Source organism: Amycolatopsis sp. NPDC005003, from assembly GCF_053600695.1.
The window spans coordinates 24,536-50,226 of record NZ_JBSGAI010000016.1; the positions used below are offsets into that span (position 1 = coordinate 24,536).

Here is a 25,691-nt window from a genome sequence, read left to right on the forward strand (position 1 = left end):
AGGCAACGAACAGTCCATTGCTAAGCAGCGGCACCAAAGTTGCCGCATGACGCGCGTGCGTGCCTCGAAGGCATGGGTGATCAACGGAGCTCTGGTCGTACTGCTGGCCGGGGCGGGATTCGGGATATACCAGGCATTCAGCCCGGAACCGAGCTCGGCGCAGGCGCAGTCGCGCAGCACCCCGGTGCGCCGGGCGACGGTCACCGAGACCGTCTCGGCCGCCGGGACCCTCGCCAGCAGCTACACCGGCGCGGCGAACTTCGCGACGGCCGGCAAGGTCACCGCGATCGACGTCAAGGTCGGTGACGTCGTCAGCGCCGGGCAGAAGCTCGCCACTGTCGACAGCACACAGGCGTCGAAGCAGCTCCAAGTCGCGAAGGCGAACCTCGTCGTCGCCCAGAACGGCCTCGACACCGCCGAGACGGCCGAGGCCACCCCGGCCACCGGGCCGAACGCCCAGAACGCCCAGACGACCGCGGCCAACAACGTCGCTTCGGCGCAGGCGAAGGTCGACCAGGCCCAGCTCGACGTCCAGACCGCGCAGCAGGCGCTCGACAACACCGTGCTGTACGCGCCCGGCGCCGGCACGGTCACCGCGATCAACGGCACCGTCGGGCAGCAGTCCTCGAGCGGCTCCTCGGCCACCAGCCAGTCGTCGAGCAGCAGCGGCAGCGGCCAGGGCGGGCAGGGCTCGTCGTCGAACTCCAGCTCGGCCGCGTCCTCCTCGTCCGGAAGCAGCGGGTTCATCACCATCACGAACCTGAGCGGCCTGGTCGTCAACACCTCGGTCGCCGAAATCGACGTCAGCAAGGTCAAGGCCGGCCAGAAGGCCACGGTGACGCTCAACGCGCTGCCGGACAAGCCGATCCAGGCCACCGTGTCGAGCGTCAACCTGACCCCGACCACCAGCGGCAGCGTCGTCTCCTACGGCGCGCAGCTCGCCCTGACCAGCCCGCCGGACGGGCTCCGGCCCGGCCAGTCGGCCAGCGTCGTGATCACCGTCGCCGAAGCGGACGACGTGATGAGCGTGCCGGCCGCGGCGGTGCAGACCGTCGGCAGCACCAACCTCGTCACCGTGCAGGAAAACGGGCAGAACGTCACGCGCCAGGTGCAGGTCGGGCTGCGTGGCGAGTCGACGGTCCAGATCACCTCCGGGCTGACCGAGGGTGAGAACGTCGTGCTCACCGGCACCGCGACGACTCCGACGACCGGCGGCACCGGGCGCACGGGCGGCGGCACCGGCGGGTTCCCCGGTGGCGGGACCGGCGGGTTCCCGGGCGGCGGCCAGCGCGGCACCGGCGCCGGCGGCGGGTTCGGCGGCCGCGGATGAACCCGGTGATCGCGGTCTCCGGGCTGCGCAAGACCTACGGGGCCGGCGAGACGGCGGTGCACGCGCTGCGCGGCGTCGACCTCACCGTGTGGCCCGGCGAGTACGTCGCCATCATGGGCGCGTCCGGCTCGGGGAAGTCGACGCTGCTGAACATGCTCGGCTGCCTCGACGTGCCGACGTCCGGCCGCTACCTGCTCGACGGGTTCGGCGTCGGGAAGCTGAACGAACGGCAATTGGCGTTGCTGCGCAACCGGAAGATCGGCTTCATCTTCCAGTCGTTCAACCTGGTGCCCCGGACCTCCGCTTTGTCCAATGTGGAACTCCCGTTGGTCTACAGTGGACTTCGAAGGTCCGAACGGCGACGGCGGGCGCTCGCGGCGCTGGAAATGGTCGGGCTGTCCGAACGGGCCAAGCACCTGCCGAGCGAGCTCTCCGGCGGCCAGATCCAGCGCGTCGCGGTGGCGCGGGCGCTGGTCACCGGCCCGGCGATGCTGCTGGCCGACGAGCCGACCGGCAACCTCGACCGGCGCAGCACCGAGGACGTCCTCGGTGTGTTCGACCGGCTCAACTCCCTCGGCCGCACCATCGTCGTCATCACCCACGAAGACGAGGTCGCCGAGCACGCGCACCGCGTCGTCCGGGTCGACGACGGGCTCATCGTGTCGGACGAAGTGACGCGCACGACCGGCACCGTGGGGGCGGTCTCGTGAACCTGCTCGAAATCCTGCGGTTCGCCGTGCGCGGGCTCACCGCGAACAAGCTGCGCTCGGCCCTGACCACGCTCGGCATCACCATCGGCGTGGCCGCGGTGATCCTGCTGGTCGCGGTGGGCAACGGCGCGTCGGCGGCGATCGCCGCCAGCATCCAGGGCCTCGGCACCAACGTCGTCAACGTCTCCCCGGCGCGAGGCGGCGGCCAGGGCGCGGCCGCGCGGCCGCTGACCGTGCAGGACGCGCACGCGCTCGTCGACCCCGTCGGCGCCCCGGACGTCAAGGCCGCCTCGCCGGTGGTCAACACGACGGCGACCGCGACCTACGGGCAGACGTCCTACGACATCTCCAGCGTCGCCGGCACCGAACCGGCGTACTTCACCACGACCAACCGCGAGATAGCCCAGGGCCAGCTGTTCACCAGCGAGGACGTCACGGCCGCGCGGAAGGTCGTCGTGCTCGGCCCGACGACGGCGGAGTCGATCTTCGGCACCACCGACCCGGTGGGCAAGAACGTCCTGCTCAACAGCATCCAGTTCACCGTGATCGGGGTGCTGCAGGCCAAGGGCAGCACCGGCCTCCAGAACGCCGACGACGTCGCCATCGCGCCGATTTCGGCGGTCCAGAACTCCCTCGCCGGGTACGGCAGCCTCAGCCAGATCGCCGTCCAGGCCACCAGCGCCGACTCCGTCTCGCTGGCCCAGTCCGAGATCACCGCGATCCTCAACGCCCGCCACGGCATCCGGCTCGGCGGCACCCCGGACTACCAGATCCAGAACTCCGAGCAGCTGCTCGCGACCCGGACGTCGGCGACCGAGACGTTCACCGTGCTGCTGGGTGCGGTCGCCGCCATCTCGCTGCTCGTCGGCGGCATCGGCGTCACCAACATCATGCTCGTCACGGTCACCGAGCGGATCCGCGAAATCGGCATCCGCAAGGCCATCGGCGCCCCGCGCTCGGCCATCCTCGGCCAGTTCCTCGCCGAAGCGACCATGCTCAGCCTGTTCGGCGGGCTGCTCGGCGTCGCGATCGGGGTGATCGGCAGCCGGTTCACCATCTCCGGGATCAAACCCGTCGTGGTGCCCTCGTCGATCCTGCTCGCCTTCGCGGTGTCCGCCCTGATCGGGCTGTTCTTCGGCAGCTTCCCGGCGAACCGGGCCGCCAAGCTGAGGCCCATCGAGGCCCTGCGTCACGAATAAGGAGTTTCGATGTCTTCGTCCACCACGACCCCGCCGAACGCGGAGGACGTCATCGCCAGCCCTGCGGTCGGCGGCGACCTGAACGCCGAAATGCGCCGGGCCGCGAAGCCGTTTTCGCGCACGACGCTGGTACTGGCCGGGCTCGTCGTGTTCGCGATCGCGTTCGGCGGCGGCGCCTGGACGCACGCGGCGTTCGGTTCGTCCACCCCGGCCCGGCAGACCGGCGGCACGCAGGGCCGGGCCCAGGGCGGGACCGGTCAAACCGGCGGGACCGGCCAGCAGGGCGGCGGGTTCCGCGGCGCGGGCGGCCGCGGCACCACGGGCACGGTCGACCGCGTCGACGGCACCACGGTGTACGTCAAGACCGCGCAGGGCACCGACGTCAAGGTGTCCACATCGGACGACACCACGGTCGGGGTCACGCAGCAGGGCAAGCTGTCGGACCTCAAGCCGGGTGCGACGGTCGTCGTCCAGGGCCAGGCGGGCAGCGACGGGACGGTGGCCGCGCAGGCCATCACGCAGCAGGCCGGCCGCTAGTTGAGGACGATGATCGCGGTGTTGAGCGCCGTCGCGTAGAGGATCCAGGCGAGGTAGGGCACCAGGAGCGCGGCGGCGGCCTTCGACCGGCGGCCGAACAGGACGATCGTCACGGCCACGACGACGTCCAGCAGCAGGATGTCGGCCAGCGCCACCCTGGCCGCGCCGCTCTCGAAGAACAGCGGCGTCCAGAGCAGGTTGAACAGCAGGCCGATGCCGTAGGCGGCGAACCCGCGCGTCTCGCCGTCCGTCCGCCAGTACAGCCAGCCGGCCACCGCGATGGTGACGTACAGCACCGTCCACACCGGACCGAACAGGGACGCGGGCGGCGCCCACGGCGGCTGCTCGAGCCGCGCGTAGACCTCGCGCGCCGACGTTGCGGCCAGGCCGCCGACCACGGCCACCACGGCGACGACGCCCAGGAACCCGGCCAGCATCAGCCACTGGTTGCGGTGCTGGGCGCGTTCGGTCACCGGCTGTCCCCTCCCGGGCGGCTGACCGCCATCTTAGGCGGGTTTGGGAGTATGGACCGGTGAGCACTGGAACCGAGCAGTCCAAGGCATGGTTCGACCGCGCGAAGACGGCCATCCCGGGCGGGGTGAACTCGCCGGTCCGGGCCTTCAACTCGGTGGGCGGCACCCCGCGGTTCATGGTCCGCGGCGAAGGCCCGCACCTGTGGGACGCCGACGGCAACCGCTACGTCGACCTGGTGTCGTCCTGGGGCCCGATGATCCTGGGCCACGCGCACCCGGCGGTCGTCGAGGCGGCGCGCACGGCGGCGACGTCGGGGCTCTCGTTCGGCACGCCGACGATCGGCGAGGTCGAGCTGGCCGAGGAGATCATCGGCCGGGTCGGGCCGGTCGAGCGGGTCCGGCTGGTCAACTCGGGCACCGAGGCCACGATGAGCGCGATCCGGCTGGCCAGGGGGTTCACCGGCCGGTCGAAGATCGTGAAGTTCGCCGGGTGTTACCACGGTCACGTCGACGCGCTGCTCGCCCAGGCCGGCTCCGGCGTCGCCACGCTCGGGCTGCCGACGTCGCCGGGTGTCACCGGCGCGCAGGCCGCGGACACGCTGGTGCTGCCCTACAACGACCTCGACGCGGTCCGGAAATCCTTTGTGGACAACCCGGGGGAGATCGCCGCGGTGATCACCGAGGCGGCGGCCGGGAACATGGGCGCGGTCGCCCCGGTGGACGGCTTCAACGCCGGGCTGCGTGAGATCGCCCACGAGCACGGCGCGCTGCTGATCATGGACGAGGTGATGACCGGGTTCCGCGTCTCGCACGCGGGCTGGTTCGGCCTCGACGGCGTGGCCGGCGACCTCTACACGTTCGGCAAAGTGATGTCCGGCGGCCTGCCGGCGGCGGCCTTCGGCGGCCGCGCCGACGTGATGGCCAAGCTCGCCCCGGGCGGGCCGGTCTACCAGGCCGGGACGCTCTCCGGGAACCCGGTCGCGGTGGCCACGGGCCTGGCGACGCTGCGCGCGGCCGACCACTCCGTGTACGCGGCTCTCGACGCGAACGCGAAGCGCCTCGGCAACCTCTTCCGCGCCGCACTGAGCGAAGCCGGGGTTGCGCACAACGTCCAATACGCGGGCAACCTGGTGAGCGTGTTCTTCGGCGAGGCGCCGGTCCGCGACTACGCCGGCGCGCAGGCGTCCGAGACGTGGCGCTTCCCGCCGTTCTTCCACGCGTTGCTCGACGGAGGCGTGTACGCGCCGCCGAGCGCGTACGAGGCCTGGTTCGTCAACGCGGCGATGGACGACGAAGCGTTCTCGGTGATCGAAGCGGCTCTGCCCGCGGCGGCGCGCGCGGCGGCCGGAGCTGTCCAGTGACCACCGTCGTCCACATGCTGCGGCACGGCGAAGTGCACAACCCGACGAAGATCCTCTACGGCCGACTGCCCGGCTACCGGCTCTCCGAGCGCGGGCAGCGGCAGGCGCTGACGGTCGCCGAGGCCGTCGCGGGCCACGACCTCGTGCACGTCGTCGCGTCGCCGCTGCAGCGGGCGCAGGAGACGGCGGCCCCGATCGCCGCCGCCCACCGGCTCGACATCGCGACCGATTCCGGGCTGATCGAGGCGGGCAACCAGTTCGAGGGCCTGCAGGTGGCGGTCGGCGACGGCGCGCTGCGGGAGCCCAAGCACTGGCCGAAGCTGGTCAACCCGTTCAAGCCGTCGTGGGGCGAGCCCTACGTCGAGATCGCGCACCGGATGCTCGGCGCGGTCCACCGGGCCCGCGAGGCGGCGGCCGGGCACGAGGCCCTCTGCGTGTCGCACCAGCTGCCGATCTGGACGCTCCGGCGGTTCCTCGAGGGCAAGCGCCTGTGGCACGACCCGCGGCGCCGCCAGTGCTCCCTGGCGTCCCTGACGTCGCTGGTGTTCGACGGCGACGAGCTGCGCGAGATCGTCTACAGCGAACCCGCGGGCGCAACCGACCCGAAGGTGACCGGCGCATGAAGCTCTTCGGGGTGGTGCTCGCGGCGCTGACGCTCGCGCTGGCCGGGTGCAGCGCGGGCAAGGACGCGGTGGTGCAGGGGAGCAGCTTCAGCTTCGTCTCGCCCGGCGGCAAGGTCGACATCACCTACGACGTCGCCGAGCGCCAGACGGCCCCGGTGCTGGCGGGTGAAGACCTGATGAACGAGGGCAAGCAGCTGTCGCTGGCGGACTACGCGGGCAAAGTCGTGGTCCTGAACCTGTGGGGCCAGTGGTGCGGGCCGTGCCGCACGGAGGTGCCGGAGATGGAGGCGCTGGCGCAGCAGGGCGTCCAGGTGGTGGGCATCGACGTCCGCGACCCGGCGCGCGAGGTGGCCCAGGACTTCGTCCGGGACCGCAAGCTGACGTACCCGTCGATCTACGACCCGGACGGCCGGGTGCTCCTCAAGCTCAGCGGCTACCCGAGGAACATCATCCCGTCGACGATCGTGCTGGACAAGCAGCACCGGGTGGCGGCGGTGTTCCTGCGGCCGGTGCTGGCCCAGGACCTGCGCCCGGTGACGCAGCGGCTGACCGCGGAAGCCTGATCGGGCGCTTTTGCCGGTTTTCCACCGAAGTGGCCGGTTTCTCGGCTAAATTTCTCCTTGATCATTTGGCTCGACCAAGGGGACGACCCATGCTGAAGAAGACCGCGGCCGCCGTGCTGATCGCGGCGGCCGCCACCACCGCCGTGGCGATGCCTGCCTCGGCCTCGACCACGGCGGCGTCCGCGCCGGTCGCCGTCCAGGGGTTCACGCTGCTCAAGGAGCGGACCGGCTACGGCCGCGCCCTCCGCCTGTGGCTGAACACCGCCAACAACCAGGTGCACGCGAACCTCTCCGGCGCCCGGTACGGCGACAAGCTGTCGATCGGCAGCTGCTGCTATCCGTACACGACCTACGAAACGGTCACCAGCAACGGCCAGTCCGAGCTCAACACGGGCGAGTACGGCAACTACGGTCCCAGCGTGAACGGGAGGTTCGCCGACGGCGGCGAGCTCCACTTCTGACGGCTTGCCGGGGGTGGCCGGGTGACGACCGAGGAACTGCTCCAGGACGAGCCACACCGCCGGGTCGTCCGCATCGGCGACACGGTCCGCCGCCCGGTGCACCCGTGGACACCCGCGGTCCACGCCCTGCTCCGGCACCTGGAGGAAGCCGGTTTCGCGGCAGCGCCGCGGGTGCTGGGCATCGACGACGAGGGCCGCGAGGTGCTCACCCACCTGGCTGGCGAATCGGGCCCGCAGGGGTGGGCCAAGGTGGTCGGCGAAGGTGGCCTGGCCGCCTTCGCCCGGCTGTTGCGCGGCTACCACGACGCGGTGGCCGGCTTCGGGCTCGCCGGCGAGCTCACGTGGTTCACCGGCACCGGCACCGGTGAAGTGGTCTGCCACGGAGACTTCGGCCCGTGGAACGTCGTCTGGCAGGGCGATCGGCCGGTCGGGATCCTGGACTGGGACTACGCCCGGCCCGCGGCCCGGCTCCACGACGTCGCGTACGCGCTGGAGTACGTGGCACCCTTCCGCGACGACGCCGAATGCGTCCGCAGCCTCCGCTACCCGGCGCCGCCCGACCGGCGCCGCCGGGTGGCGGTGTTCGCCGAGGCGTACGGCCTGACGTCGACGGAGGGGCTGGTCGACGCCGTGCTCGACGGCCAGCGGTCCGGGCTCGAGGAGGTCCGCCGGGCGGCGGAGCAGGGGCACCAGCCGCAGGTCCGCTGGGTGGCCGAGGGGTACCTGGACGAGCTGGCCGCCCGGGTCGAGTGGAGCCGGACCCACCGGCACCTGTGCGAATGACCTCCCCCGCCAGGTCCGGCGCCGCGGGGCGGTGCGGGTTGGTGGCGCTGGCCTGGCTGGTCCGGCCGGCGCGGGCGGGCGGCACCGGACCGGCTGATCCAGCCGGCGCCGCCGGCCACCTGCAGTTTCGGCCAGCTCGGGAAGCCGTGGTCCCGCGCGACCGGCTGCGCAGGGCGGCCGGGGGGACCGGGCAAACCCTGCCGGCCGCGCTGCCGAGGGGGACCAGTCGTCCGGCCGGATGCAGGGTCCGCAGCGCCGCGGGGGCGGTGTGGGTTGGTGGCGCTGGCCTGGCTGGTCCGGCCGGCGCGGGCGGGTGGCACAGGACCGGCTGGTCCAGCCGGCGCCGCTGGCCTGGCGATCCGCAGCGACCGGCTGCGCAGGGCGGCCGAGGGGGCCGGGCAAACCTCGCCGGCCGCGCTGCCGGGGCACCGGGCAAACCTCGCCGGCCGCGCTGCCGAGGGGGACCGGTCGTCCGGCCGGATGCAGAGTCTGCAGCGCCGCGGGGCGGTCGGGTTGGTGGCTGGTCCAGCCGGCGCCGCCGGGCGCCATCGGCCTGGCTTATCCGGCCGGGCGCGAGCGGGCGGGCAGCACCCGCCCTTCCCTTGGGGGACCGCCCCGGTCCAGTTTATCGGCGGGGCACGACAGAACCCGCCGGCAAACCCGCCGGGCAGCGGAGTCATCCACAACTCGGCCGGGCTGTGGATGGGCGGCCGGATTCCCGAAAGCCCGGGGGCCGGAAATCGCCCGGAACCGCCCCTACCAGCAGGACGAAGGTCCTGAACCGCTGTGACCGAGGTCCTGTGAAGCGGCCCCGGCGTTCTCACCAGGACCTCACTGCCTACCCTCAACGGGGTGAACTCCGTGACCGAGCTGGCGATCTCCGGGCCGCTGCTGCTCGCCGCGGGTGTCGCGCTGCTCGCCGGGGCCATCTCCTTCGCCTCGCCGTGCGTCGTGCCGCTGGTGCCCGGGTACCTCGCCTACCTCGCCGCGCTCGTCGGGGCCGATGCGCCCGCCGTGCGGGCCGATGAAGAGCGCAAGCGGGGCCGGTGGGCGGTCGTGGGCGCCGCGCTCCTGTTCGTCCTCGGGTTCACCGTCGTCTTCGTGGCCACGCTCGGGACCCTCGTCTGGCTGAGCGCGACCCTCACCCTCAACCAGGACGCCCTGCAGCGCGTCGGCGGGGTGCTCACCATCGCCATGGCGTTCGTCTTCCTCGGCTGGATCCCGGGCCTGCAGCGCGAGGTCCGCTCGCACCACGTGCCGCGCGGCGGCATCTGGAGCGCTCCGCTGCTCGGCGCGATCTTCGGGCTCGGCTGGACGCCGTGCATCGGCCCGACCCTGTCCGCCGTCATGACGCTGGCCAGCGCCACCGGCGGCGCCGCGGCCCGCGGGTACCTGCTGATCGCCGTCTACTGCCTCGGCCTCGGGCTGCCGTTCCTGCTCATCGCGCTCGGCGCCCGCTGGGCCGTGCGCGCCACCGACTGGGTCCGCCGGCACGGCCGCCAGGTGCAGATCTTCGGCGGCGCGCTGCTGCTGGTCGTCGGCCTCCTGCTGGTCACCGGCGTCTGGGGAGATCTGATGGGCTGGCTCCGCAACGAGTTCGCGCTCAACTTGGAGCTGCCGCTGTGACGACCACCGAGGCGCCTCCGGTCACCCCCCAGGGGCCCACGCCCGCGAAACGCGGCCTCGCCTTCCTGCGCAACACCTGGCGCGGGCTGACGTCGATGCGCACCGCGCTCGTCCTGCTCTTCCTCCTCGCGCTGGCCGCCCTGCCCGGCGCGCTCCTGCCGCAGCGGAAGCTCAACGCGCCGAAGGTCGACCAGTACATCGCCGCCCACGGCTGGTGGGGGACGCTGCTCGACAAGCTCGAGTTCTACGACGTCTACTCCAGCATCTGGTTCTCGGCCATCTACCTGCTGCTGATGGTCTCGCTCGTGGGCTGCCTGACCCCGCGCAGCTTCGAGTACGTCAAGGCGATGCGCGCCAAGCCGGTGCTCACCCCGCGGAACCTCGCCCGGATGCCGCACTACCGGCTCGGCCGGGGCAAAACCGACGTCGCTGCCGAGATCGAGGCCGTCCACAAGCAGCTCTCCGGGTGGCGCCGCGTCGAGCGCGAGGAAGCCGGCGGCGTCCGCACGATCTCGGCCGAACGCGGCTTCCTGCGCGAGACCGGCAACCTCGTCTTCCACTTCAGCATGCTCGGCCTGATCGTCTTCTTCGCCCTCGGCAAGCTCTTCGGCTACGAGGGCCAGGTCATCGTCCAGGCGAACGGCGACAGCTTCTGCAACGCCGGCATCTACAACTACGACTCCTTCAACGCCGGCCTGCGCGTCGACGGCACCGACCTGAACCCGTTCTGCGTGAAGGTCAACGACTTCACCGCGCGCTACACCGAGTCGGGCCAGCCGGACTACTACCACTCCAACATCGAGTACCAGTCCGGCCCGGACCTCGAGACGAACACCTGGCGCCCGTACGGCCTCGAGGTCAACTCGCCGCTGCGCACCGCCGGCGACCGCGTCTACCTGCTCGGCCACGGCTACTCGCCGAAGTTCACCGTCACCTTCCCGGACGGCTCGCAGCGCACCCAGAACACCCAGTGGCGCACGGTCGACCCGACGACGATGCTCGCCGAGGGCGCGACGAAGTTCGACCAGCCCGGCATCACCGACGAGGTGCAGCGGCGGACCCGCCAGCTGGCCATCACCGGCCTGTTCGCCCCGACGGCGTTCCTGCACGGCAACGTCCTGACGTCGTCGGCGCCCGAGGCGAAGGACCCCGCCGTCGCCGTCGACGTCCTGCGCGGCGACCTCGGCCTCGACGCCGGGCGCGGCCAGTCGGTGTTCGAGGTCGACCAGTCGCTCGTGCAGGACGGCAGGCTGAAGAAGGTCGCCCGCGAGAACCTCAAGGTCGGCCAGGAGATCAAGCTGGACGACGGCACGAAGGTCCGCTTCGACGGCGTCGGCCAGTGGGTCTCGCTGCAGGTTTCCCACGACCCCACCCAGGGGTTCGTGCTCGGTTTCGCCATCGCGATGTTCCTCGGCCTCGGGGCGTCCCTGCTGGTCAAGCGCCGCCGGCTGTGGGTGCGGGTGAAACCGGGGACCGAGGACGACCCGGGTACCGTGATCGAGGTCGCCGGGCTGGCCCGCACCGACCAGGCCGGGTACGGCGAAGAGTTCCAGCGGGTCAGCGAACGCCTGATCAGCGGGCAGAAGGGCTGAGGCAATGCCGATCAACGAGACGCTGTCGACCTACAGCGACTGGCTCTACACCACCGCCGCGGCGATCTACGTCGTCGCGCTGATGATGACGCTGATCGAGCAGGGCTTCGGCGCCAAGGGCCGGCTGGCCATGGAGCGGGCCCAGCGGCGCTCGCGCGAGCTCGTCGGGGCCGGCGGCCCGCCGGTCGAGGAGGCCCCGGCCGCGCAGCGCGAGGTCGGCCGCCCCGAGCGGATCGGCCGGATGGGTGCGTCGCTGCTCGTGCTCGGCGCGTTGCTGCAGCTGTCGGCGATCGTGCTGCGCGGCCTCGCCGTGCACCGCGCGCCGTGGGGCAACATGTACGAGTACGGCATGGCGGTCACCTTCATCACGGTGGTCACCTGGATCGTCGTCATGTGGAAGTTCCCGGTCCGGCACCTGACCGGCTTCCTGCTGCTGCCCGTCGTGATCCTGATGTTCATCAACGGCACGATGCTGTACACGATCGCGGCGCCGGTGCAGCCCGCGCTGCAGTCCTACTGGCTGGTCATCCACGTCTCGGCGGCCATCATCGGCTCCGGCGTCTTCCTGGTGCCGGGCGTGGCCAGCGTGCTCTACCTCTTCCGCGCGGCCCACGACAAGGACAACACCAGGTTCGCGCGGTTCGCCCCGAAGCTGCCCGCGGCCGACGTCCTCGACCGGATCGCCTACCGGACCACCATCTTCGCCTTCCCGGTGTTCACCTTCGGCGTCCTCTGCGGCGCGGTCTGGGCCGAGTCGGCGTGGGGCCGGTTCTGGGGCTGGGACCCCAAGGAGACCGTCGCCTTCATCGCCTGGGTCGTCTACGCGGCCTACCTGCACTCGCGGGCGACCGCGGGCTGGCGCGGGGCCCGCGCGGCGGCCATCAACATCGTCGGGTTCGCCGCGATCGTCTTCAACCTGTTCTTCGTGAACCTCGTCACCGCGGGCCTGCACTCCTACGCCGGGGTGGGCTGAGCATCCCGCGCGAACGCCGACTACCGTCGACACCGGGGGAGCAGAGTGTCAGGCGGAGTGCGTGGAGGTTTCACCGGTGACCGGACCCAGCGAAGAATCGGCTCCTGGCCACCGCGAACAGGCTGAACCCGCCGTCGGCGCGGGCCTGTTCGCCGACGATCGGACGGACTCGCACCCGCACCCCGAGACGTCGGGGGCGTTCGACGTGCAGCCGACGCAGGCGGTGGCGCCGCCGCCCAACCCGGCCGTTTCGGGCCCGCACCAGGTCAACCCGGCCGTGTCCGGGCCGCACCAGGTGCCCAACCCGGCCGTTTCGGGACCGCACCAGGTGCCCTACGGCTACGACCAGAACCTCCCGCCGCTGCAGCCGCAGTACGGCGACCCGGCGCAGCAGTACCAGGCCCACGCCCAGTACCCGCAGCAGCAGCCGTCCGGGCTCCCGCAGCCCCAGGGCGGCGGCCGGCACGCGGCGCCGCCGCAGCCGGGCCACGGCCACGACCTGTCGACCGCGCACCTGGTCAAGCAGACCAGGCGACCCCCGCAGTCCGGCTGGCGCAAGGCGCTCTACGTCGGCTCCGGGAAGCTGGTCAACCCGGGGGAGAGCCCGGCGGACACCCGCCGCCGGGAGCTCATCGCCCGCGTCAACCAGCCGCTGCGCGGGTGCTACAAGATCGCGATGCTGTCGCTCAAGGGCGGTGTCGGCAAGACGACGGTGACGACGACGCTGGGCTCGACGTTCGCGTCCCTGCGCGGCGACCGCGTGGTGGCGGTGGACGCCAACCCGGACCGCGGCACGCTGTCGCAGAAGATCCCGCTGGAGACGACCGCGACGGTCCGCCACCTGCTGCGTGATGCCGCCCGCATCACCCGGTACAGCGACGTCCGGTCCTACACGTCCCAGGGTTCGAGCCGACTGGAGATCCTGGCCAGCGAGCAGGACCCGGCGGTGTCGGAGGCGTTCTCCGAGGACGACTACCGGCGCACGGTCAACCTGCTGGAGCACTTCTACAACATCGTGCTCACCGACTGCGGCACCGGCCTGATGCACTCCGCGATGAAGGGCGTCCTGGACGTCGCGGACGCGCTGGTCGTGGTGTCGTCCGGCTCGGTCGACGGTGCCCGCAGCGCCTCGGCGACGCTGGACTGGCTCGAGGCCCACGGCTACGGCGAGCTGGTCAAGCGCTCGGTGGCGGTGATCAACTCGGTCCGGCCCAAGGGCGGCTCGGTCGACCTCGACAAGCTGTCGGCGCACTTCGGCGCGAAGGTCCGGGCGGTCTGCAAGGTGCCGTTCGACCCGCACCTGGAGGAAGGCGCGGAGATCGAGCTGGATCGCCTCTCCGGCGACACCCGCCTGGCCCTGCTGGAGCTGGCGGCCACCGTCGCCGACGGCTTCGCCACCCCGCTCTCCCAGGGTTACCGCTGACCACGTCGTGAGTGGTAATTCGGGTTAGAACCCGAATTACCACTCACGAGCGGCGCGGCGAAGGTAAAGGGCTTCCTAAAGGTCTTCGTCCCGGCGTTTGCGCTGCTGTTCGGCCAGCTGGCGCAGGAAGTCGGGATCGTCGTCCGGGGCGAGGGGGGCGCGGCGCGGAGCCGAGGGCACCCCGACCCGCTGGCCGGCGAACGACCGCCACAGGAGCAGGGCGACGACCAGCGCGCCGACCGCCGCGAGCAGAGCGAGCATGCCGGATCCTTCCGTATGGCTGCCTGTCCCCCGAGGTTAACCGGTCCGGCCGTGTGATGGGCCTGAAGCCGGGCCGGTGATGCACGAAGGCCGTGCCGGGGACGGGGTGGTTCCCGTACCCGACACGGCCCTGGCGTCCGGATGGTTCAGGCGGTGCGCGCCGGTTCGCTGGCGTCGGTGGTCAGCTCGGCCAGGAGCTCGTTCACCTCGGACTCCCGGAACCGCCGGTGCCCGCCCGGGGTCCGGATCGAGCCGATCCGCCCCGCGGTCGCCCACCGCGTCACCGTCTTCGGGTCCACTCGGAACAGCGCTGCCACCTCGCCAGGGGTGAGCAGGCGTCCGCCCATCGTCGCGGTCATTTTCCGCCTCCTTAACGAACTCACTGCTATACCGGAGGCGTCCGGGCCCTTCTGCCCGTCGCGCCGGGGTAGCCAACGAGGCAATCGTTGCACTTCACCCGTCGGGTACTCGAACGGTTGTCTCTGAGTAAAGAGCCCTTAAAGGTCAAAACGGACAGGTTGTTTATCCTCGGTAACTACCCTGCGGTGATCTGACGTGGGAAGACGCCACTTCTGTGGCCACCGGCCGCGAGGCGTGGTGCCAATGGGGGATTGTCCAACCGCATAGAGTGATCCCGTGGATCAGTTGGACCGGAAGATCATCGCAGCGTTGCGCATCAACGGACGGGCCACCTACGCCGACCTCGGGCGGGCCGTCGGCCTGTCCGCGTCGTCGGTGCACGAGCGCGTGGGCAAGCTGGAAGCCGCCGGCGTGATCACCGGCTACCACGCGGTCGTCGACCCGAGCTCGGTCGGCCTCGGCGTCACCGCCCTCGTCAGCATCCACCCGACCGACACCGCGACGGAAGACGACGTCGCCGACGCGCTCGCCGAGCTCGACGAGGTCGAGAGCTGCTACGCGGTGGCCGGCGACGAGGCGTTCGTCGTCAAGGTGCGGGTGCCGACCGTCGACGAGCTGGAACGCACGCTCGGCCGGCTGCGCCGCATCCCGGGCGTCGGGCGGACGAACACCACCGTGGTGCTCTCCACGCGGTTCGAGGGCCGCCCGAACAACGCGGGCCTGCAGAAGGACCGGCCGGGCGGGGCGTAGCCTGCGTTGATGTGAGCGACGAGAAGCCCCCGCAGCTGGCCCGTGACCTGACGCTGTACCTGCTGGCGCGGTTCGTGCTGGTCGGGGTGATCGCGTGGGCGCTGTCCCTGACCGGGGTACCGCTGCTGGTCGCCCTGCTGATCGGCCTGGTCGTCGGCCTGCCCCTCGGCCTGCTGCTGTTCCGCTCGCTCAACGCCCGCGTGACCGCCGGGCTGGCGAAGCGCAACGAGAAGCGGGCCCGCGCCCGGGCCGAGCTGCGCGCACAGCTGCGTGGCGACGCCGCCGGGCAGCCCGAGTGAGCCGCCCGCACAGCCGCAGCTGGGTCCGCGAGGCCGTCCGGATCATCGAGGCCGACGCGAACCGCAGCGCGGACACGCACCTGCACGTCTTCCCGCTGCCCCCCGAGTGGGGCATCGACCTGTACCTCAAGGACGAGTCGGTGCACCCGACCGGCTCGCTGAAGCACCGGCTGGCCCGGTCGCTGTTCCTCTACGGGCTGGTCAACGGCCAGATCGGGCCGGACACCGTGCTCGTCGAGGCCTCCAGCGGCTCGACCGCGGTGTCCGAGGCCTACTTCGCCCGGATGCTCGGCCTGCGGTTCATCACCGTCGTGCCGCGGCGCACGTCGAAGGAGAAGGTCGCGCTCATCGAGTTCTACGGCGGTGAGTGCCACTTCGTCGACGAGGCCCCGGCGATGTACCCCGAGGCCGAGCGGCTCGCGGCCGAGTGCGGCGGGCACTACCTCGACCAGTTCACCTACGCCGAGCGCGCGACGGACTGGCGCGGCAACAACAACATCGCCGAGTCGGTGTTCGCGCAGATGCGCTCCGAGCGCCACCCGATCCCGAAGTGGATCGTCGTCGGCGCGGGCACCGGCGGCACGAGCGCGACCTTCGGGCGGTACGTCCGCTACAAGCGCCACACGACGAAGGTGTGCGTGGTCGACCCGGAGAACTCGTCGTTCTACGGCGCCTGGGAGACCGGCGCACTGGACTACGGCACCGGCATGCCGTCCCGGATCGAGGGCATCGGGCGGCCGCGGTGCGAGCCGTCGTTCGTCCCCGGCGTCATCGACGAGATGTTCCAGATCCCCGACGCCGGGTCCCTGGCGGCCATCCGGCTGCTGCGCGAGCGCACCGGGCACTGGGCGGGCGGCTCGACCGGCACGAACCTCTACGGCGCGTTCCGGCTCATCTCCCGGATGGTCGAGGACGGCCAGGCGGGCAGCGTCGTCACCCTGCTGTGCGACGGCGGCGAGCGGTACGCGCACACCTACTACAACGACGAGTGGCTGGCCCAGCAGAACCTGGACATCGCGCCGCACATGGCGTTGTTCGAGGAGTTCCTGGCCACCGGGAAGTTCGTCGCGGAGAGCTAGACGTTGAGGCCGACGGCGGCGACCACGGCCCACAGCAGCATGGCCAGGCCGGTGTCCCGCAGCGCGGGGATCAGCTCGCGGCCCTTCTTGCCGGCCTGGACGGCGCCCGCCGCCGGGAGCAGCACGATGATGGTCAGCGCCGCCAGCGCGGCCACCGAATAGCCGGTGAAGACGAACGACAGGCTGATCAGGAACGGCACGAACACCAGCGCCAGGTAGAGCCGCCGGGTGCCCTTGTCGCCCAGGCGGGTGGCCAGGGTGCGCTTGCCGGACTCGATGTCGGTCGGGATGTCCCGCAGGTTGTTGGCCGTCAGGACCGCCGTCGAGAAGCAGCCGACCGCGACCGCGCAGGCCAGCGCCGCCCAGCTGACCCGGCCCGCCTGGACGTACACCGTGCCGAGCACGCCGGCCAGTCCGAAGAACACGAAGACGGCGATCTCGCCGAAGCCGTAGTAGCCGTACGGCTTCTTGCCGCCGGTGTAGAACCACGCGCCGAGGATGCACAGCGCGCCCATCCCCAGCAGCCACCAGTGCCCGCTGACGGCCACCAGGACCAGCCCCAGCACCCCGGCGAGGCCCAGCGAGACCAGTGCGGCGGTCAGCACGGCCTTGGGGGCGGCGACCTTCGAACCGACCAGCCGGAGCGGGCCGACGCGGTTTTCGTCCGTGCCGCGGATGCCGTCGGAGTAGTCGTTGGCGTAGTTGACGCCGACGATCAGCGAGAGCGAGACGAGCAGCGCCAGCGCCGAACGCCACCAGGAGAAACTGTCGAGCGCGATCGCCGCGCCGACACCCGCCACCACCGGCGCCACCGCGTTGGGCAGCGTCCGCGGCCGGGCCCCTTCGATCCACTCGCTCAAGCTCGCCATGACGTCATTCAACGCCATGACGATCACGGGCGAGCCGGAACCCGGGAAGTCTTTCGGTTCCAGGCGGCGAAGCCCCGGACGTCTCAGTCGGAGGTCGGCAGCTGCCAGACGAGCGACCCGCTGTTGGGGTCCACGCCGTCGGCGAGAGCCGCGCTCGCGGGTGCCAAGACACCCAGCGTGACGGCCGTGGCGATGAGTGCAGTTCTGAACCAGCGCGTCATGGTGAGTAGCCAAGCGGGCGCGTCCCGTGCGTGTCAACGCCGTACCGCCATTCAGCGGCGTAAACGCTACCGAAGACGGGCCTTCACGGCCGTCCGGTCGATCTTCCCTGGACCCCGGAGGGGCAGTTCCGTGGCGAATTCGATGCGCTTCGGCGTCGACGCGGCCCCCAGTTCCGCGCGGACCGCCGCGCGCAGGTCTCCGTGCTCACCGTCCGGGACGACCAGGGCCACCACGGCCTCGCCCCACTCCGGGTCCGGCACGCCGACGACGCACGCGTCCCGCACGCCCGGCTGTGCGCCGAGGCACCGCTCGATCGCGGTCGCCGACACCTTCACACCGCCGGTGTTGATCATGTCGTCGGCCCGGCCGAGGACCTCGATGCGGCCGTCGGCGTGGCGAACGCCACGGTCGGACGTCGTGAACCAGCCGTCCGCGAAGGACTCCGCGGTCAGGTCCGGCCGAAGCCGGTAGCCGTGCGCGAGGACGTCACCGGCGATCCGGATCCGGTCGCCGCCGAGGTCGACGCGGACGCCGTCGAGGGGGACGCCGTCGTAGACGCAGCCGCTGGCCGTCTCGCTCATCCCGTACGCCGGCACGATCCGCACCCCGGCGTCCGCGGCGCGCTCCCGCAGCGACGGCGGGGTCGCCGCCGCGCCGACCACGATCGCGTCGAACGTCTTCGCCGCGGTCAGGCCCGCGCCACCGTCGTCGAGCAGGCGGACCAGCTGGGTCGGCACCAGCGCCGTGTACCGCGGGCCGCCGTCGAGAGCCGCGGCCGCCGCCGCGAAGTCGTCCGGGCGGAAGCCGGTGCCGGTCAGCAGCGCCGGGGTGGTCCCGGCCAGCAGCGACCGGACCAGCACCTGCAGGCCGCCGATGTAGTGCGCCGGCGTCGCCAGGAGCCAGTGCCCCGGCCCGCCCAGCCGCGCGTGCGTGGCCGCGGCGGACGCGGTCAGCGCGCGGGCCGACAACAGGACGCCCTTCGGCGCGCCGGTCGAGCCCGACGTGGCGATGACCACGGCCGTGCCCGGCTCGGCGGGTTCGTCCGGCGTCATCGCGTCCCGCAGGGCGGGGTCGGTGAACGGCAGCACGGCCGGGCCGCCGCCCAGCGCGGCCGCGATGGCTCGTGTCAGCGTCTCGAGCGCTTCGGGCGAGCCGTCGAGGTGGACCGGGAGCAGCTCAGTAGTAATAGGGGACGTCCTTGAAGTCGGGGTCGCGCTTCTGGAGGAAGGCGTCCCGGCCTTCGACGGCCTCGTCCTGCATGTAGGCCAACCGGGTGGTTTCGCCGGCGAACAGCTGCTGGCCGACCAGGCCGTCGTCGGTGAGGTTGAAGGCGTACTTCAGCATCCGCTGCGCCGTCGGCGACTTGCGGGTGATCTCCCACGCCCAGGTCAGCGCCTCTTTTTCCAGCTCGGCGTGCGGGACGACGGCGTTGACGGCGCCCATCTGGTGCATCTGCTCGGCGGAGTACTCCCGGCCGAGGAAGAAGATCTCCCGGGCGAACTTCTGGCCGACCATCTTCGCCAGGTACGCCGAGCCGTAGCCGCCGTCGAACGAGCCGACGTCGGCGTCGGTCTGCTTGAACTTCGCGTGCTCGGCCGAGGCGAGGGTGAGATCGCACACGACGTGCAGGGAGTGCCCGCCGCCCGCGGCCCAGCCCGGCACCACCGCGATCACCGGTTTCGGCATGAAGCGGATGAGCCGCTGGCACTCGAGGATGTGCAGCCGGCCGGCCCGCGCGGGGTCGACCGTGTCGGAGGTCTCCCCGCTCGCGTACTGATACCCGGAGCGTCCGCGAATACGCTGGTCACCACCGGAGCAGAACGCCCACCCGCCGTCCTTGGGCGACGGGCCGTTCCCGGTGAGCAGGACACAGCCGACGTCGGCGCTCATCCGGGCGTGGTCGAGGGCCCGGTAGAGCTCGTCGACGGTGTGCGGCCGGAAGGCGTTGCGCACCTCGGGGCGGTCGAACGCGATGCGCACGACGCGTTTGCCGCCGCGGCTCTCGGCGGAGCGGTGGTAGGTGATGTCGGTGAAGGCGAAACCTTCGACCTCGGTCCACGCGGCCGGATCGAACAGCTCGGAAACTCGGGCGTCATCCACGTTTGCGAGGATAGGACGTGTGGACATGAACGATCTCGATGAGGCAGGAGCCTGCCGGTGAACCCTTCCACCGCGCAGGCCAGGGTCATCGTCGACGAGCTCGTCCGCAACACCGTTTCGCACGTCGTCCTCTGCCCGGGCTCCCGCAACGCGCCGCTGTCGATCGCGCTGTACGACGCGGCGGCGGCCGGGAAGCTCCAGCTGCACGTCCGCATCGACGAGCGCGGCGCCGCCTTCCTCGCTCTCGGCATCGCCGCGCGCACCGGCCGTCCGGTGGCCGTGCTCTGCACGTCCGGCACCGCGGCCGCGAACTTCCACCCGGCGGTGCTCGAGGCCGACCGCGCGGGTGTCCCGCTGATCGTGCTGACCGCCGACCGGCCGCCCGAGCTGCGCGCGGCCGGGGCGTCGCAGGTCATCGACCAGCACCAGCTCTACGGCGACGCGATCCGCTACTTCGACGAGCTGGCCGTCGCCGAGCGGCGGGCCGGCCAGAACTCGTACTGGCGCAGCCAGATCTGCCGGGCCTGGAACGCCGCCTACGGCGAGTGGCGCTGCGGGCCGGTGCACCTCAACATCCCGTTCCGCGAGCCGCTCGTGCCGGACCTCGACGACGACGGCGAGTGGTACGAGTCCCTGGACGGCCGCGCGGACGGGTCCCGCTGGACCGAGCTGCCGGACTTCGGCGCGCTGCCGTCGTTCGTGGTGCCTTCGGCGCGCCACGGCCTGGTGATCGCGTGCGACACCGGCGTCCAGGCGGCCAGCGAGTGGGCCGAGCAGCACGGCTGGCCGGTGATCTCCGAAACCGGCGGGATCGGGCTGTCCGGCGGCACGGCGATCTCGTCCGGCGCGTGGCTGCTGGGCGTCGAGGAGTTCATTTCGAAGCACAAGCCGGAGCAGGTGCTCTGCCTGGGCCGTCCGACGGTGTTCCGGCAGATCCAGAAGGTGCTCTCGGACGCTTCGGTCGAGGTCCTGCTGGTCCGGCCGGACTCCGACTGGCCGGCGCCCGCGCACAACGTCCGGCAGGTCGGGCAGTGGTTCGACGAGCCGACCAAGCCCGCCGACCCGGAGTGGCTGGCCAGCTGGCGGCGGGCCGACGCGGCGGCCGCGGCCGCGGTGGCGTCGACGCTGGCCGAGGAGCCCTGGCCCAGCGGGCTGCGGGTGGCGACCGAGCTGGTGGACGCGCTGCCGCCGGACTCGCTGCTGGTCGTCGGCTCGTCCAACCCGACCCGGGACGTCGCGCTGGCCGGCCGGCTGCGCCCGGACGTCCTCGTGCACCGCAACCGCGGCGTCGCGGGGATCGACGGCACGGTCTCGACGGCCATCGGGGCCGCGTACGTGCACCGAGGGCCGTCGTACGCGCTGCTGGGCGACCTGACGTTCCTGCACGACGCGTCCGGGCTGCTGACCGGGCCCGCGGAGCAGCGTCCCGACCTGACGATCGTCGTGCTCAACGACGACGGCGGCGGCATCTTCTCGCTGCTCGAGCAGGGTGCGCCCGAGCACTCGGCCAGCTTCGAACGCGTCTTCGGCACCCCGCACGGCGCCGACCTGGGCGCGCTGTGCGCCGGCTACCGCGTCCCGCACGTCGTCGCGGAGACGCTGACGGAGTTCCGGGCCGCGCTGGCGCCCGCGCCGGGCCTGCGGGTCGTCGAGGTGCGGGTGGACCGGGCGCGGCACCGCGACCTGCACGCCCGCCTGCGCGCCGCGGTGTCCGCGGCCGTCTCCGCGGGCTGACGTCAACCGCTTTCCGGGTGGTATCCCAGCAGGCAAGAAACCTCCCTTCGGCTGTTCCTGGGTGGTTCCTGGCTGGCTACGTTCGAGCGCGCTGATCCTCACCTCTTGGAGGAATTCGAATGCGTGCAAGAACGCGCACCGGTCTCGGTGCGCTCGCGGCCGGCGTCGTCTCGGTGCTGCTCGCCGGCACCGCGAGCGCGGCGCCCGCGCCCGGCGCCCCCGGTGTCGGCGACCCGTACTACCCGAACGCCGGCAACGGCGGCACGGACGTGCTGCACTACGACATCCGGCTGACCTACCAGCCCGCGACCGACCTCCTGTCGGGCACGACGACGCTGCTGCTCACCGCGACGCAGGACCTCTCGCGGTTCGACCTCGACTTCGCGCTGAAGGCGTCGAGCGTGCGGGTGAACAACCGCCCGGCGCAGTTCACCAACCAGACCGGCAACGGCGAGCTCGTCATCACGCCGGCGCAGCCGCTGCTCAAGGGCCAGACCGCGACGGTCGTCGTCGCCTACGCGGACACGCCGTCGACCGAGACGGTGGACGGGCTCAACGCGTGGAAGAAGGGTGCGTTCGGTGCGCTGGGCATCGACGAGCCGCAGAGCTCGGCGTGGTGGTTCCCGGCCAACGACCACCCGACCGACAAGGCGACCTACGACGTCTCCATCGAGGCGCCGGACGGCAACGCCGCCATCTCCAACGGCACCCTGGTCCGCACGACGAAGCAGCGCGCCGGCTGGACCCGGTGGCAGTGGCGCAGCACCCAGCCGCAGGCCACGTACCTGACGTCGTTCATCGTCGGCAAGTACGAGGTCGTCCAGTCGACCACGCCCGACGGCAAGCCGGTCGTCAACGCCTACGGCGCCGACCTCGGCGACTCGCTGTACGCGGCGAAGGCGAGCGTGGAGCGGACGCCGGAGATCAACGAATTCCTGGCGACCCAGTTCGGCCCGTACCCGTTCGAGGCCGAGGGCGGGGTCGTGACCAGCGGCATCGGCTTCTCCCTGGAGAACCAGACCCGCCCGACGTACGGCGTCCGCAACTTCCGCGCGGGCTCGAACACGACGTTGATCGCGCACGAGAACGCCCACCAGTGGTTCGGCGACAACGTGTCGCTGGGGCGGTGGAGCGACATCTGGCTGAACGAGGGCTTCGCGTCCTACGCGGAGTGGCTGTGGTCGGAGCACGAGGGCGAGGGTTCGGTCGCCGAGCTGGCGCAGTACACGTACGACTCGAACGCGGCCGACGCTCCGCTGTGGAAGCTGATCCCGGCCGACCCGGGAGCGGACAACCAGTTCGACAACGCGGTCTACGACCGGGGCGCGCTGACGCTCCAGGCGTTGCGGACGGCCGTCGGCGACCAGGCCTTCTTCGCGATCCTGAAGGCGTGGCAGGCGGCCAAGGGCGGTAAGGACGGGCGGATCCTCGAGTTCATCGCGCTGGCGGAGAAGATCTCGGGCAAGCCGTTGCACGACCTGTTCCAGACGTGGCTTTACACGGCCGGGAAGCCCGCGGTGGGGCCGAACGGTGCCGCTGCGGCTGCTTCCCGGCTTTCGGCCACGGCGTCCGTGAAGCCGAAGTCGTACGACCAGATCCAGGCGAACCACCGGTTCCTCGCCGCCGAACACGCGGGCTGAGCGGGACCGCTACGCTCGCGGCGTGAGCACGAGAGGTGAACGGGCGAGGCGCGTCGGGTGGTGGACCATCCTCGGCGTCGCCTCGCTCCTCACCGTGATGTGCGTGTGCCTGCTGTTCGCGGCGATCCGGAACGACAGCTCGATCTCGGACCAGCTGGGGACGGCCACGGCCACGGTGGACTCGGTGGCGTTCGATCGGACGATCATCCACTTCGAGACGCCGGACGGGATCGTGCACAGCCCGGCGAACGGGGTGCTGTACCCGGACGGGCTGGCGGCGGGGCAGCTGGTGCGGATCGAGTACGACGCTTCGGATCCGGAGCTGGCCCGGGTGGCTGGGCGGTCGGCGACCCTGACGCTGCTGCCGCTGGGGAGTTTCGTGTTCTTCACCTGGCTGGTGGCCGGGCCGGCGCTTTGGTGGATCCGGCGGCAGAACAAGCGGGTTGTTGCCTGAGGGGCGGGGGATGTGTAGGGCGGGCTGGGTGCCTCGGCGGGCTGTGTGCTTTGCGCGTTGAGGCCACCGACCGCCCGGACAGCTCCCCGCCACACCCTGGGGGGCGTGCCCGGTTCCAGTCTATCGGCGGCGGGCTGCACAAACGGGTGACGCGGCAAATCTGTGGATAACCGGACCCGATGTGGACAACTCAGCCCGCCGTCTCCTGCCACCAGCCCAGGACCTCGTCCGCCACCCCCGGGGCCGCCACCAGCAGGCCGTCCGTCGGCAACGCCGTGTCCTCGCCGTGCTTGTCCAGGACCACCGCGCCCGCCTCGATGGCCATTGCCACCGAACCCGCCACGTCCCACTCGTGGTAGCTGTGCAGCACCGCCGCCGCCGCGTGGCCCAGTGCCACCTGGGCGATCGACAACGCCGCCGAGCCGAGCACCCGGACGCCCGCGTGGGCCGCCGCCGCTCGCTCGATGAAGCCGCCCATTCCCGGCCAGGGGCCGGTGCGGGCCAGCTCCGTGCACACCAGCGCGCCCGCCGTCACGCAGCGGTCCGCCAGCTGGATCGGCTTGCCGTTCGCGCGGGCCCCCCGGCCGCGCGCCGCGGCGTAGATCTGGGCCCGGTACGGGTCCGCCACCACGCCCACCACCGGGCCCGCCGCGTCCACCAGCGCCAGGCTGTACGCGCACCAGGGCACCCCGGCCACGTAGTTCGCCGTGCCGTCCACCGAGTCCACCACCCAGCGGTACTCCGCGACGTCCGCGCCGTGATCCGCGCCGAACTCGTGGCCGACCACCGGGATGCCCGGGAACTCCGCCGTCAGCACGCGCCGCGTGTGGCGCTCCAGGATCCGGTCCGTGTCGGTGACCCAGTCGAACGGCGAGTCCAGCGTGGACGGGTGGGCGCCGCGGCCGGCGGTCGCGGTGATCACGTCGGTGGCGTCGTTGGCCAGCCGCCCGGCCACTTCGAGCGCCCTCGACAGCAGGCCGGGCTCGACGGGCCGCGGCGGCCGTGAGGACAAGAGGGTCATGCCTGCTTAGTCTGGGCCACCCGGGTTTCCGGCACGCGACCACGAGATGACATGTCGTAGCCGATCTGTTCCGGCAGCGTTGGCTCACCCGTCACACGAGCGCCAGCATCGGCTGCGATCGTCGAGGGCGTGCGAGTCGCCATAGTCACCGAAAGTTTCCTGCCCCAGGTGAACGGCGTGACCAACTCCGTCCTGCGGGTCGTCGAGCACCTGCGCGAACGCGCGCACGACGTGCTGATCATCGCGCCCGGCCCCGGCCCGGACTCCTACCGCGGGGCCCCGGTGATCCGGATCCCCGCGCTCGACGTCCCCGGGGTCAGCTCCCTGCCGATCGGCCTGCCGACGCGGACCGTGCTGAACGCGCTGGCCGCGTTCGGCCCGGACGTCGTGCACCTGGCGTCGCCGTTCGTCGTCGGCGCGCGCGGGCTCGCCGCCGCGAGACGGCTGCGCGTCCCCTCGATCGCCGTCTACCAGACCGACATCGCCGGGTTCGCCGCCGCGTACGGCTTCGGCATCGCCGCCCGCGCGGCCTGGCGCTGGGTGCGCCGGCTGCACTCGCGCGCCGACCGGACGCTCGCGCCGTCCAGCGACTCCGTCGAGCAGCTGCGGCGCCACGGCGTCCCGCGGGTGCACCGGTGGGCGCGCGGCGTCGACATCGACCGGTTCTCCCCGGCGCACGCCGACCCCGCGCTGCGGGCCGAGCTGGCCCCGCACGGCGAACTGCTCGTCGGGTTCGTCGGACGGCTGGCGCCCGAGAAGGAGGTCGACCGGCTGGCCGCGCTCGCCGGCGTGCCGGGCATCCGGGTGGTCGTCGTCGGCGATGGGCCCGAACTCGAAAACCTCCGGGAGCAGCTGCCCGGCGCGGCTTTCCTCGGCGCGAAGTACGGCGAAGACCTCTCGAAGGCGTACGCGAGCTTGGACGTGTTCGTCCACACGGGACCGCACGAGACGTTCTGCCAGGCGGTGCAGGAAGCGATGGCCTCCGGGCTGCCGGTGCTCGCCCCGGACGCCGGCGGCCCGAAGGACCTCGTCCTGCCCGGCCGCACCGGCTACCTGCTGCCCGCGGACCGCGAGCGGTTCGGTCCGGCGCTCCTCGAAATGACCGAGGCCCTTCGTGACGCCGCGTTGCGCGCGAGGCTCGGCGAGAAGGCGCGCAAGGTCGTGCTGGGCCGCACCTGGCCCGCCGTCTGCCACGAGCTCGTCGGGCACTACGAAGCCGTGCGGGGCCGGGCCGCCCGCGCGGCCTGA

The 25,691-nt window shown here is 71.9% G+C and carries 28 protein-coding genes; 20 read left to right on the forward strand and 8 right to left on the reverse strand.

The window, feature by feature from the left end; translation table 11 throughout:
* Window positions 1-46: 46 nt before the first annotated feature.
* From ACWED2_RS20000 to ACWED2_RS20015, 4 genes are read left to right on the forward strand one after another with little or no spacing between them, the layout of a single operon-like run.
* Complete coding sequence (locus tag ACWED2_RS20000; protein ID WP_449691978.1) at window positions 47-1,330, forward strand: efflux RND transporter periplasmic adaptor subunit; 1,284 nt, start codon at window positions 47-49, stop codon at window positions 1,328-1,330.
* The gene (locus ACWED2_RS20005) at window positions 1,327-2,040 is read left to right on the forward strand and encodes an ABC transporter ATP-binding protein (protein ID WP_449691979.1); all 714 of its coding nucleotides are present in this window, start codon (window positions 1,327-1,329) and stop codon (window positions 2,038-2,040) included. The genes ACWED2_RS20000 and ACWED2_RS20005 overlap by 4 nt, the downstream gene beginning before the upstream one ends.
* Entirely contained in the window at window positions 2,037-3,239 is a 1,203-nt protein-coding gene (locus tag ACWED2_RS20010) for an ABC transporter permease (protein WP_449691980.1), read from the forward strand. The genes ACWED2_RS20005 and ACWED2_RS20010 overlap by 4 nt, the downstream gene beginning before the upstream one ends.
* Before the next feature lie 9 nt (window positions 3,240-3,248).
* Complete coding sequence (locus ACWED2_RS20015) at window positions 3,249-3,776, forward strand: hypothetical protein (RefSeq protein ID WP_449691981.1); 528 nt, start codon at window positions 3,249-3,251, stop codon at window positions 3,774-3,776.
* Here ACWED2_RS20015 and ACWED2_RS20020 read toward each other — a convergent pair.
* Window positions 3,773-4,249, reverse strand: a complete 477-nt coding sequence (locus tag ACWED2_RS20020; RefSeq protein ID WP_449691982.1) for a TspO/MBR family protein — start codon at window positions 4,247-4,249, stop codon at window positions 3,773-3,775. The genes ACWED2_RS20015 and ACWED2_RS20020 overlap by 4 nt on opposite strands.
* A gap of 59 nt (window positions 4,250-4,308) precedes the next feature.
* On the opposite strand from ACWED2_RS20020, the gene hemL reads away from it, so the two are divergent.
* The 9 genes from hemL to ACWED2_RS20065 all read left to right on the forward strand — a co-directional run bounded on the left by hemL (window position 4,309) and on the right by ACWED2_RS20065 (window position 13,654).
* Window positions 4,309-5,610 (forward strand): glutamate-1-semialdehyde 2,1-aminomutase, encoded by a 1,302-nt coding sequence (gene hemL / locus ACWED2_RS20025; protein WP_449691983.1) that lies wholly within the window; start codon window positions 4,309-4,311, stop codon window positions 5,608-5,610.
* Window positions 5,607-6,233 (forward strand): histidine phosphatase family protein, encoded by a 627-nt coding sequence (locus ACWED2_RS20030; RefSeq protein ID WP_449691984.1) that lies wholly within the window; start codon window positions 5,607-5,609, stop codon window positions 6,231-6,233. Before hemL ends, ACWED2_RS20030 begins: the two co-directional genes overlap by 4 nt.
* On the forward strand, window positions 6,230-6,796 hold the full coding sequence (locus ACWED2_RS20035) for a TlpA family protein disulfide reductase (protein WP_449691985.1): 567 nt from the start codon (window positions 6,230-6,232) through the stop codon (window positions 6,794-6,796). Before ACWED2_RS20030 ends, ACWED2_RS20035 begins: the two co-directional genes overlap by 4 nt.
* An 89-nt stretch (window positions 6,797-6,885) precedes the next feature.
* A complete protein-coding gene (locus tag ACWED2_RS20040) occupies window positions 6,886-7,257 on the forward strand; it encodes a hypothetical protein (RefSeq protein WP_449691986.1) in 372 nt (123 codons plus the stop codon).
* A gap of 21 nt (window positions 7,258-7,278) precedes the next feature.
* Entirely contained in the window at window positions 7,279-8,040 is a 762-nt protein-coding gene (locus ACWED2_RS20045) for an aminoglycoside phosphotransferase family protein (protein ID WP_449691987.1), read from the forward strand.
* Window positions 8,041-8,892: 852 nt separating this feature from the next.
* Window positions 8,893-9,666: a cytochrome c biogenesis CcdA family protein gene (locus tag ACWED2_RS20050; RefSeq protein WP_449691988.1), complete on the forward strand. Its 774-nt coding sequence runs from the start codon at window positions 8,893-8,895 to the stop codon at window positions 9,664-9,666.
* Window positions 9,663-11,258: a cytochrome c biogenesis protein ResB gene (gene resB, locus ACWED2_RS20055; RefSeq protein ID WP_449691989.1), complete on the forward strand. Its 1,596-nt coding sequence runs from the start codon at window positions 9,663-9,665 to the stop codon at window positions 11,256-11,258. Before ACWED2_RS20050 ends, resB begins: the two co-directional genes overlap by 4 nt.
* A 4-nt stretch (window positions 11,259-11,262) precedes the next feature.
* A complete protein-coding gene (gene ccsB, locus ACWED2_RS20060; RefSeq protein ID WP_449691990.1) occupies window positions 11,263-12,231 on the forward strand; it encodes a c-type cytochrome biogenesis protein CcsB in 969 nt (322 codons plus the stop codon).
* 76 nt (window positions 12,232-12,307) lie between these two features.
* Complete coding sequence (locus ACWED2_RS20065; protein ID WP_449691991.1) at window positions 12,308-13,654, forward strand: nucleotide-binding protein; 1,347 nt, start codon at window positions 12,308-12,310, stop codon at window positions 13,652-13,654.
* A 75-nt stretch (window positions 13,655-13,729) separates the two neighbouring features.
* On the opposite strand, the gene ACWED2_RS20070 is transcribed toward ACWED2_RS20065, so the two are convergent.
* Together ACWED2_RS20070 and ACWED2_RS20075 are read right to left on the reverse strand one after the other, a co-directional pair.
* Window positions 13,730-13,915, reverse strand: coding sequence for a hypothetical protein (locus ACWED2_RS20070; RefSeq protein WP_449658874.1), 186 nt, complete (start codon window positions 13,913-13,915; stop codon window positions 13,730-13,732).
* 146 nt (window positions 13,916-14,061) lie between these two features.
* Window positions 14,062-14,274, reverse strand: coding sequence for a BldC family transcriptional regulator (locus ACWED2_RS20075; protein WP_086837800.1), 213 nt, complete (start codon window positions 14,272-14,274; stop codon window positions 14,062-14,064).
* A gap of 277 nt (window positions 14,275-14,551) precedes the next feature.
* Between ACWED2_RS20075 and ACWED2_RS20080 the strand changes: the two genes are divergently transcribed.
* The 3 genes from ACWED2_RS20080 to ACWED2_RS20090 are packed head-to-tail and all read left to right on the forward strand — an operon-like array spanning window position 14,552 to window position 16,403.
* On the forward strand, window positions 14,552-15,025 hold the full coding sequence (locus tag ACWED2_RS20080; RefSeq protein ID WP_310967891.1) for an Lrp/AsnC family transcriptional regulator: 474 nt from the start codon (window positions 14,552-14,554) through the stop codon (window positions 15,023-15,025).
* 11 nt (window positions 15,026-15,036) lie between these two features.
* Window positions 15,037-15,324: a DUF4229 domain-containing protein gene (locus tag ACWED2_RS20085; protein ID WP_449691992.1), complete on the forward strand. Its 288-nt coding sequence runs from the start codon at window positions 15,037-15,039 to the stop codon at window positions 15,322-15,324.
* On the forward strand, window positions 15,321-16,403 hold the full coding sequence (locus tag ACWED2_RS20090) for a PLP-dependent cysteine synthase family protein (protein WP_449691993.1): 1,083 nt from the start codon (window positions 15,321-15,323) through the stop codon (window positions 16,401-16,403). The genes ACWED2_RS20085 and ACWED2_RS20090 overlap by 4 nt, the downstream gene beginning before the upstream one ends.
* Here ACWED2_RS20090 and ACWED2_RS20095 read toward each other — a convergent pair.
* The 4 genes from ACWED2_RS20095 to ACWED2_RS20110 all read right to left on the reverse strand — a co-directional run bounded on the left by ACWED2_RS20095 (window position 16,400) and on the right by ACWED2_RS20110 (window position 19,594).
* Window positions 16,400-17,272 (reverse strand): 1,4-dihydroxy-2-naphthoate polyprenyltransferase, encoded by an 873-nt coding sequence (locus tag ACWED2_RS20095; protein WP_449691994.1) that lies wholly within the window; start codon window positions 17,270-17,272, stop codon window positions 16,400-16,402. The genes ACWED2_RS20090 and ACWED2_RS20095 overlap by 4 nt on opposite strands.
* An 83-nt stretch (window positions 17,273-17,355) precedes the next feature.
* Entirely contained in the window at window positions 17,356-17,493 is a 138-nt protein-coding gene (locus ACWED2_RS20100; protein WP_449691995.1) for a hypothetical protein, read from the reverse strand.
* 66 nt (window positions 17,494-17,559) lie between these two features.
* Entirely contained in the window at window positions 17,560-18,669 is a 1,110-nt protein-coding gene (menE, locus tag ACWED2_RS20105; RefSeq protein WP_449692091.1) for an o-succinylbenzoate--CoA ligase, read from the reverse strand.
* 1 nt (window position 18,670) lies between these two features.
* Window positions 18,671-19,594: a 1,4-dihydroxy-2-naphthoyl-CoA synthase gene (locus ACWED2_RS20110; RefSeq protein WP_449691996.1), complete on the reverse strand. Its 924-nt coding sequence runs from the start codon at window positions 19,592-19,594 to the stop codon at window positions 18,671-18,673.
* 57 nt (window positions 19,595-19,651) lie between these two features.
* On the opposite strand from ACWED2_RS20110, the gene menD reads away from it, so the two are divergent.
* From menD to ACWED2_RS20125, 3 genes are all read left to right on the forward strand, one after another.
* The gene (gene menD / locus ACWED2_RS20115; protein WP_449691997.1) at window positions 19,652-21,328 is read left to right on the forward strand and encodes a 2-succinyl-5-enolpyruvyl-6-hydroxy-3-cyclohexene-1-carboxylic-acid synthase; all 1,677 of its coding nucleotides are present in this window, start codon (window positions 19,652-19,654) and stop codon (window positions 21,326-21,328) included.
* 119 nt (window positions 21,329-21,447) lie between these two features.
* On the forward strand, window positions 21,448-22,968 hold the full coding sequence (locus tag ACWED2_RS20120) for a M1 family metallopeptidase (protein WP_449691998.1): 1,521 nt from the start codon (window positions 21,448-21,450) through the stop codon (window positions 22,966-22,968).
* A gap of 22 nt (window positions 22,969-22,990) precedes the next feature.
* Window positions 22,991-23,422: a DUF3592 domain-containing protein gene (locus ACWED2_RS20125; protein ID WP_449691999.1), complete on the forward strand. Its 432-nt coding sequence runs from the start codon at window positions 22,991-22,993 to the stop codon at window positions 23,420-23,422.
* A 190-nt stretch (window positions 23,423-23,612) separates the two neighbouring features.
* Here the strand turns inward: ACWED2_RS20125 and ACWED2_RS20130 are convergent, their stop codons facing one another.
* Entirely contained in the window at window positions 23,613-24,443 is an 831-nt protein-coding gene (locus ACWED2_RS20130) for an inositol monophosphatase family protein (RefSeq protein WP_206790910.1), read from the reverse strand.
* Between the two features lie 177 nt (window positions 24,444-24,620).
* Here ACWED2_RS20130 and ACWED2_RS20135 point away from each other — a divergent pair, with 177 nt between their 5' ends.
* Window positions 24,621-25,691 carry a glycosyltransferase family 4 protein gene (locus ACWED2_RS20135; RefSeq protein ID WP_449692000.1) on the forward strand — a complete coding sequence of 357 codons (1,071 nt, stop codon included), beginning with the start codon at window positions 24,621-24,623 and terminating at the stop codon, window positions 25,689-25,691.